The sequence below is a fragment of the Rahnella sp. Larv3_ips genome (assembly GCF_003697865.1).
Classification (GTDB): domain Bacteria; phylum Pseudomonadota; class Gammaproteobacteria; order Enterobacterales; family Enterobacteriaceae; genus Rahnella; species Rahnella rivi.
On record NZ_MJIB01000014.1, the window covers coordinates 449,762 to 457,242 of the forward strand.

7 protein-coding genes are annotated in these 7,481 nt (G+C 55.1%); 2 read left to right on the top strand and 5 right to left on the bottom strand.

Annotated features, from left to right (window positions below; genetic code table 11):
* Nucleotides 1-178: 178 nt before the first annotated feature.
* The gene (locus tag ED901_RS18640) at nt 179-481 is read left to right on the top strand and encodes a TM2 domain-containing protein (RefSeq protein ID WP_122096835.1); all 303 of its coding nucleotides are present in this window, start codon (nt 179-181) and stop codon (nt 479-481) included.
* Nucleotides 482-610: 129 nt separating this feature from the next.
* Here ED901_RS18640 and fabV read toward each other — a convergent pair whose 3' ends face one another.
* The 5 genes from fabV to ED901_RS18670 all read right to left on the bottom strand — a co-directional run bounded on the left by fabV (nt 611) and on the right by ED901_RS18670 (nt 6,726).
* Complete coding sequence (gene fabV / locus ED901_RS18645) at nt 611-1,807, bottom strand: enoyl-ACP reductase FabV (protein ID WP_122096836.1); 1,197 nt, start codon at nt 1,805-1,807, stop codon at nt 611-613.
* A 197-nt stretch (nt 1,808-2,004) separates the two neighbouring features.
* Nucleotides 2,005-2,880 (bottom strand): 4Fe-4S binding protein, encoded by an 876-nt coding sequence (locus ED901_RS18655; protein WP_122096837.1) that lies wholly within the window; start codon nt 2,878-2,880, stop codon nt 2,005-2,007.
* A complete protein-coding gene (locus tag ED901_RS18660; protein ID WP_122096838.1) occupies nt 2,880-3,725 on the bottom strand; it encodes a DmsC/YnfH family molybdoenzyme membrane anchor subunit in 846 nt (281 codons plus the stop codon). The genes ED901_RS18655 and ED901_RS18660 overlap by 1 nt, the downstream gene beginning before the upstream one ends.
* A gap of 2 nt (nt 3,726-3,727) precedes the next feature.
* Nucleotides 3,728-4,348, bottom strand: a complete 621-nt coding sequence (locus ED901_RS18665) for a DMSO/selenate family reductase complex B subunit (RefSeq protein WP_122096839.1) — start codon at nt 4,346-4,348, stop codon at nt 3,728-3,730.
* Nucleotides 4,345-6,726 (bottom strand): DMSO/selenate family reductase complex A subunit, encoded by a 2,382-nt coding sequence (locus tag ED901_RS18670; protein ID WP_122096840.1) that lies wholly within the window; start codon nt 6,724-6,726, stop codon nt 4,345-4,347. Before ED901_RS18670 ends, ED901_RS18665 begins: the two co-directional genes overlap by 4 nt.
* A gap of 347 nt (nt 6,727-7,073) precedes the next feature.
* On the opposite strand from ED901_RS18670, the gene ED901_RS18675 reads away from it, so the two are divergent.
* Nucleotides 7,074-7,481: MFS transporter (locus tag ED901_RS18675; protein ID WP_122096841.1), on the top strand; the 408-nt coding region annotated here is incomplete at its 3' end.

Below are 7,481 nucleotides of genomic sequence, written 5' to 3' on the forward strand. Positions count from 1 at the left end.
AAACTGGCTTATGACTGATGTTTCAGAATGGCTGCACGGCTTGCCGGGAAATGTGGCCATTGCATAACCTTTACGCCAGCAGGAAGCCCTCCCATCCCCTTCATTCTCATCATTTTCTTTTTCTTAACAGACATAACGGGTAAGATTAGTCCGAATAATAACAAGTAAGGATAGAGAAATGGGATCTATGGTTTTTTGTAGAGGATGCGGAAAGGAGATTCACGAGTCGGCTAAATCATGCCCTCAGTGTGGAGCAACTCAAAGCGTTACCCCTCAGGGGACTAAAAGCAGGGTTGCTGCAGCGTTGTTAGCTTTCTTCCTCGGTGCTTTTGGTGTTCACAAGTTCTATTTGGGTAAAATCGGGCAAGGCTTCTTATACCTTATTTTCTGCTGGACTTTTATTCCTTCAATAATTGCCTTTGTTGAATTCATTATTTATCTGTGCGATTCAGATGAAAACTTTGCCCGGAAATACGGCTGAGTTGATTTTCAATCACTAAAAGCCGCTTTGAAAGTGGCTTTTTTTGTCATATCTCCCCCGCCTAATAAAAAACCCACCCCCACTTTGCAGCGGGAATGGGCTTTCAGTATCGCTTAGCGTAAAACCAAATTACATCTGGATCAGATGTTTGATTTTCACGTCAGGATTGGTGTCTGCAGCGTAATCCACGCCGTTCAGGCCGAAACCGAACAGACGCATGAATTCGCTTTTATAGCCGACGAAATCGGTCAGTTCCGGGATGTTGTCGTTGGTGACTTCATTCCACAGTTTGCCCACTTCTTCCTGTACTTCTGGCGCGATCTCTTTCAGGTCAGCGCGCAGACGGCCTTCGTTATCCACCAGCGGCTCAGCGCCGTACAGGCTGTATTTGTACAGACCGTAAACCTGCTCGATACAACCTTCGTGAGTGCCCTTCTCTTTCATCACTTTGAACAGCAAGGAAAGGTACAGCGGCATCACAGGGATAGCAGAACTCGCCTGCGTCACCACGGCTTTCAGTACGGAAACACGCGCGTCGCCGCCCTGCTCTGCCAGTGTGCTGCGGATATCCAGAACACGTTTGTCCAGATCCTTCTTCGCTTCACCGATAGAACCGTTCCAGTAGATGTCCTGCGTCACTTCTTCACCCAGATAGGTGAAGGCAGTGGTTTTCGCGCCGTCAGCCAGCACACCGGCGGCTTTCAGGTCGTCGATCCACATCTGCCAGTCTTCACCGCCCATAACGGCCACGGTGCCTGCGATTTCTTCAGGCGTTGCCGGTTCCAGCGTGGTTTCGTTGATGGTTTCTTTGTCGGTATTGATACCGCGAATGGTGACTTGCTTACCAATTGGTTTCAGAGTGGAGTTGAACACTTCACCGGTTTTCGGATGGGTACGGCGCGGCGCAGCCAGGCTGTAAACCACCAGATCAACCTGACCGAGATCTTGTTTGATCAGCTCAATGGTCTTTTGCTTCACTTCATCAGAGAACGCGTCGCCGTTGATGCTTTTCGCATACAGACCTTTTGCATCCGCAAATTCTTCGAAGGCGGCAGAGTTGTACCAGCCTGCGGTCGCGGTTTTGGATTCATCACCTGCACGTTCGAAGAAGATGCCGAGCGTGGCAGCGTCAGAACCGAAAGCAGCAGAGATGCGGGCAGCGAGGCCGTAACCGGTAGAAGCGCCGATCACCAGGACTTTTTTCGGACCGCCGGCAATTTTGCCCTGAGCGGTAACGTAGTCGATTTGTTCTTTAACGTTCGCCTTGCAACCTTCCGGATGGGCAGTAACACAGATAAAGCCACGGATGCGTGGTTTGATAATCATATAGACCTCATTGCAACTGTCTCAGTAAATTGGCCGATAGAATATAGGTTTGCGCCGTTTCAGGCAAAACCTGACGCTCCATCGCCCGCTAAACAGACTTCTCTGAAGTGAAAACAGGCTCGTTTTCAGCCAAAAGCCTAAAAAGTGAACCGAAAGTGATCCCTGAAGTGTAACCCAGTTCCGGCGGGATTTTCATTTCACGCCTCACGCATTCCAAAAGCATGACGGCGGCAAACCGGGCATGCCTTTTCCTGCGCAGTCCAGGCGGGAAACTGACGATGGCACACCCGGCATTCGGCGTGTTCAAGCGGGTAAACCTCTGACGTCGCTTCGCTGCTTTCCTGCACGGATAACGCACCGTCGAAACACACTGCCTCACAGTTGCCGCAGCCGGTGCATTTTACCGGGTCCAGCGTCAACGCCCGCGCATCCAGCCGGATGGCTTGTTCGGAGCACACCCGGCTGCAGGCACCGCACAGCGAGCAGCGTTCTGTTGCGATAACAGGGCGAAACTCGCTGAACTGTGTGAAACGAATGCGTCTGGCGCGGCGTCCGACGGGGACGCTGCCCGCTGAAACGCCTTCATTTTTCAGATGCAGCCAGCGGCGGCGTGCGCCGTTCAGCGTTTGCGGGGATGGCGGGACAATATTCCACGGCGGTTCCTGCATGTGTCTGAGACGAACGTTCAGTGCGGCGACGGCCTGAAACCAGCCAGCCGCGCTGTCCGCGTCCATCTCAACAAAACGGATGCCAAATTCACTGTGCCAGATCAGCAGTTCTTCAGGGCATGGCGCGACGGCACTCAGCGGCATCACCAGCCGGTCACCACGATAATGCCGCTTAGCCGGAGTAATGCCCTCCGGCGAACCGGTCGGGCAGTTGAAAAGACAATATCCGCAGCCGACACAGGCCTGCGGATTGATTGCCATCGTGCCTTCTGCGCTCAGCGTAACCGCACCGGTCGGGCAGACGTCGGCGCAGGCCACACAGCGGCTGTTTTTCACCGTATTGCGCACGCAGGCCCGCCCGGCGCTGATTTGGTGCGGGCGGGCATCAGGCAAAAACACACTCATCAGTGAATGCTGAAGAAGTTAAAACGCAGCATGATTTCTGCCAGCAACACCGCCGCGCCACCCGTCAGCAGCTGCAACCGGCCAATGCGGTGGGTTTGCAGGCTGCGCGCCGTGATGACCGTGCCCGCGGTCAGTATCACCCACGCCACCAGGCGCAAGGTGCCGGACTGCGCGAAGGCAACCAGCGGCAGATGCGGGAAGGTCACCGCATCACGGCTCACCCCGCTCAGATACGCCAGATACACCGGTTGTTCCAGCAGGCGCGCCAGTGTAACCGCGATCAGTATGCCACCGCAGAACACCGCAATCCTCCGCGCCCGTTGCCACGGCAGCCAGGGGCAGCGCGAAATCCGCCACAGCGCGGTGATCGCGCCCAGACTCAGCGCACTCCCGTAAAACATCACGTACGTATTGATGTGCATCCAGGTCGCGACAGACGCATGCACGTAAATCGCGCTCATGCAAAAGAGATCAATCAGACCCAACAGCGAAGCGAGCAACAGAAACGATGTCACCACGCGTTTTGACACCAGCGCAATCAGCGTTGTCAGCCCCAGCACCCCGAGATAAAGGCTGGCGAAGACAATTTCCCTGCTCAGCCAGGAACTGCCGATGTGGCTCAACGCGTGAAACGCATTGAGCGGATAGCCCAGATGCGCGGTTGACGCGACAAGTCCCAGCGCACCGGCGATGAAAGCCAGCAACATAGCCGGTGCGGCGACGCGCCATTTTTCCTGCGCGTGCAGACGGTCAGCGGCATACACCAGTGTGAATGTGGTGAAAACGGTGCTGCCAACGGAAAGTTGGATCAGCAACGTAAAGACGATCAGTGGCCATTCCTGCATGATTAGAGACTCCCTTTTTCTGCACCCTGGTGCGGTTTGATGACCAGACTGGGGTGAGTCAGTGCGGAATCTGGCAGCCCCTGCACATCACAAAGACTGCCGTATTTCGCCCGTAATTCATCGATCGGGCCGAACTTGATCGCCCCCAGCGGACAGGTTGCGACACACACCGGTTGTTGCCCGGCGGCCTGGAGATCGACGCAGAAATCGCATTTCGACATCTGCCCGGTCTGCTCATTGAGCTGTGGCGCGCCGTAAGGGCACGACCACGCGCAATATCCGCAGCCAACGCATTTGTCGGTATTCACCCGTACAATGCCGTCGCCGGGGCGTTTGTGCATGGCCGTCGTCGGACAGTTTTTAGTGCAAACCGGGTCTTTGCAGTGATTACAGGAAATAGACAGCGTGTAGGCGTACACGTTATTCGTCACTCCGCCCTGCCCTGTGGGGATAAAACCGCCGCCTTTCATTTCATAAACACGGCGAAAGCGCCTGCCGACGTCAAGATTGTTTTTATCTTTGCAGGCAACCTGACAGGCTTTGCAGCCGGAGCAACGGGAGGAATCAATAAAGAAACCGAGCTGGCGGTCACTGACCGGTGGATAATCAATAAACTGACTCATGCCTTAACAACCTCCACAAGCATGGTTTGATGGGAATTCCCTTTCGCCAGCGCGGTAATACGCGCCGAACTGAGTACGTTGGCGCAACCGCCGTGATCGACACCGCTGGCATCCGGCTGCCACCAGGCACCGGCCTGCATCGCCACCACGCCGGGCATGATCCGCTGGGTCACTTCCGCCGGAATTTGCGTCACGCCGCGGTCGTTGTGGATCCGCACACTGTCGCCCTGCGCAATACCGCGACGCCGGGCATCCGCGGGATTGATCCACAGTTTTTGCGTCTGCACTTCCTGCAACCACGGGTTGGCATATTGCGTGGAGTTGGCGCGGTTTTTGCCTTTCCAGGTGATGAGCTGCAACGGGAATCGCGCCGACAGCACATCCTCCGGCCCTTCGTGGGCGGGCACATAGTGCGACAGCGCCGGGATTTCCGGATGATGCATGTCATAAAGCCTGCGGGAGAAGATCTCGATTTTTCCGGAAGGTGTCTGGAAAGGATGATTTTTCGGATCGCGGATATTGTCTTCAAACGCCACATACGGCGCGCTTTTGAACAGATGGCGGCGGGTCACCTGCAATTGTTCAAAGGTCGGCAGTGCCTCCTGCGGCATCGCCAGACGGGTGTTTTCCCAGATATGCGCAATCCACTCCTTCTCGTCTCGCCCCTGACTGAATTCCTTTTCAACCCCCAGTTTCGCGGCCACCTCGCGCAACCAGTCATAATCCGACCGGCTTTCAAATGGCGGCTCAATCAGTTTTTCAGACAGCATCAGGTAATTGCCGGTGCCCCAGGTTTCGCCGATATTCCAGCGTTCCATAAAGCTGGTTTCCGGCAGCAGCAGATCGACATATTTAGCGCTTGGCGTCAGGTACAGATCGCTGGCAACAATAAATTCAATTTTGGATTCATCCTCCAGTACCCTCACGGCCTGATGGATGTCCGGGTTCTGGTTAGCCAGATAATTCCCCGCCAGCGAGAATAGTATGCGGATATTGCTGTCGAGCTTTTCGCCGCCGGTCAGCCCGTCCTGGGGCGTGACAAGGCTCGCGTCATCCGCTGCCTGCACCCAGTTCATCACCGAGATTTTCTGTTTTACCGGATTGTCGGGCATGTCCGGCCCTGTGGTGAATTTACGGTTGCCGATGCCGCCGTAACCGCCCGCCCAGCCGCCTTTGATCCCAACATTGCCGGTAATTGTGGCCAGCAGCGTGGAGCCGCGCGCGGTGCGTTCGCCGCAGTTATGCCGTTGCGGCCCCCAGCCCTGGATCAGCGCTGCCGGTTTGGTGGTTGCGTAATCCCGCGCCAGCTGGCGAATGGTCTGTGCCGGAACGTGGGTGATCACTTCGGCCCATTCGGGGGTTTTCACGATGCCGTCTTTTGCCCCGTTCAGATAGGACACCAGTGATTCGTTGGCAGGCACATCTTCAGGCATTGTGCTTTCGTCAAAGCCCAGCGTGTAGCGCTCAATGAAGGCTTCATCATGCAGATTTTCGCTGATGATGACGTACATCATCGCGTCCATCAGCGCGTTATCGGTAGAAGGACGCAGCGGGATCCATTCATCCGCCAGCGAAGACGCGGTGTCTGAATAGCGCGGATCGACCACGATAAAACGCGTGCCCTTCTGCTTCATCTGCTGAAAATAGTGATTGGTGTGCCCGAAAACGGTTTCTGCCGGGTTGTGCCCCCACAGGATCACCAGCGGCGTATCGGCCAGCGTATCCAGCGTGTTACCGCTCGCCGCCGTGCCATAGGTATAAGGCGTCGCGGCACCGGTGTTGCCCATACTGACAGAATGGTAATAACCGAGATGACCACCGGTCAGATTCAGCAAGCGGCGGGCCATGGTGTCGCCGGAGAAAGTACCGCCGCTGACCGCGGTCCCGACATGGACGTAGCGCGATGACGGCCCGTATTTTTCGGTAATACGTTGCAGATTGTCGGCGATAAGCGTTGTCGCCTCGTCCCAGCTGATCCGCTCAAATTTGCCTTCGCCGCGTTTGCCCACCCGTTTCATCGGATACTTTAATCGATCAGGATGGTAGACGAATTTGCGATAACTCCGGCCACGGACGCAGGCGCGCATTACCGGCATGGCCGGGTCCAGCTCGGCATCAGGCCGCGTGGTGATCTGAATGACCGCACCGTCCTGAACGTGCGCGCGGATATCGCACTTCCCGCCGCAGTCGAAGGTACTGCACGTCGGGACGACGTTGACCGCCGGAGAGGATAACTCAGAAGGAGTAACCGCCGTCTGACCTGCTGCGTGGCTGAATTTGAATCCGACCAAAGGAAGCGCAGCCACCATGCTGCTGATCTTGACGAAGTCGCGCCGGGTAACGTTTGACACTACGTCACAACTATCTTTATTTTTCATAACATTGGCTCAAAAAGGAAAAGATCATCCCACACTTAACGCAAATTCATCCTTGTGGGATGTCAAGCTACGCACACTGATACTCACTTTTGAGTAAGAATATTGGCTCCGTTATCTTTTCCTGCTGATGAACATTTTTGAGAGTGATTCTTTAGTTTGAACGCATAGTTTTGACGAATGTTTCATCACAAAAAAGTGACATCTTTGACCGCCAAAAAACCGCCAGCGACTCCCCGTTTTTATTCATTTCACCGGTTTCCTGCAAAATTCTGATTTTGAGTTAGATTTATAGCGTGTGATCTAAGTCACACAATAACCATAATAAAAGTATTGATTAGGGAGCGTCTGTGATTGAGAAAATAAACAGCGGCAGCGGGAATGAGGCGGCAAAAGCCTCGCAACCCACTGAACCACTGGTGAAAGTGATTGCCTTTATTGCCACATTAGGGGGGTTACTGTTTGGCTACGATACCGGCGTCATCGCCGGTGCATTGTTGTTCATGAAGCACGATCTGCATCTGACATCGTTAACGACCGGGATGGTCACCAGTTTCCTGATCCTCGGTTCGGCGGTGGGAGCCGTATGTGCCGGGCGGGTTGCTGACCGGTTTGGGCGCAAGAAAATCATCCTCGCGATGGCGTTGATTTTCATGCTCGGCTCTCTGGGTTGCGCCATGGCGCCGAACGTGGTGTTGATGATTACCTTCCGCTTTATTCTGGGCCTGGCGGTGGGCGGTGCGGCGGCGATAGTGCCG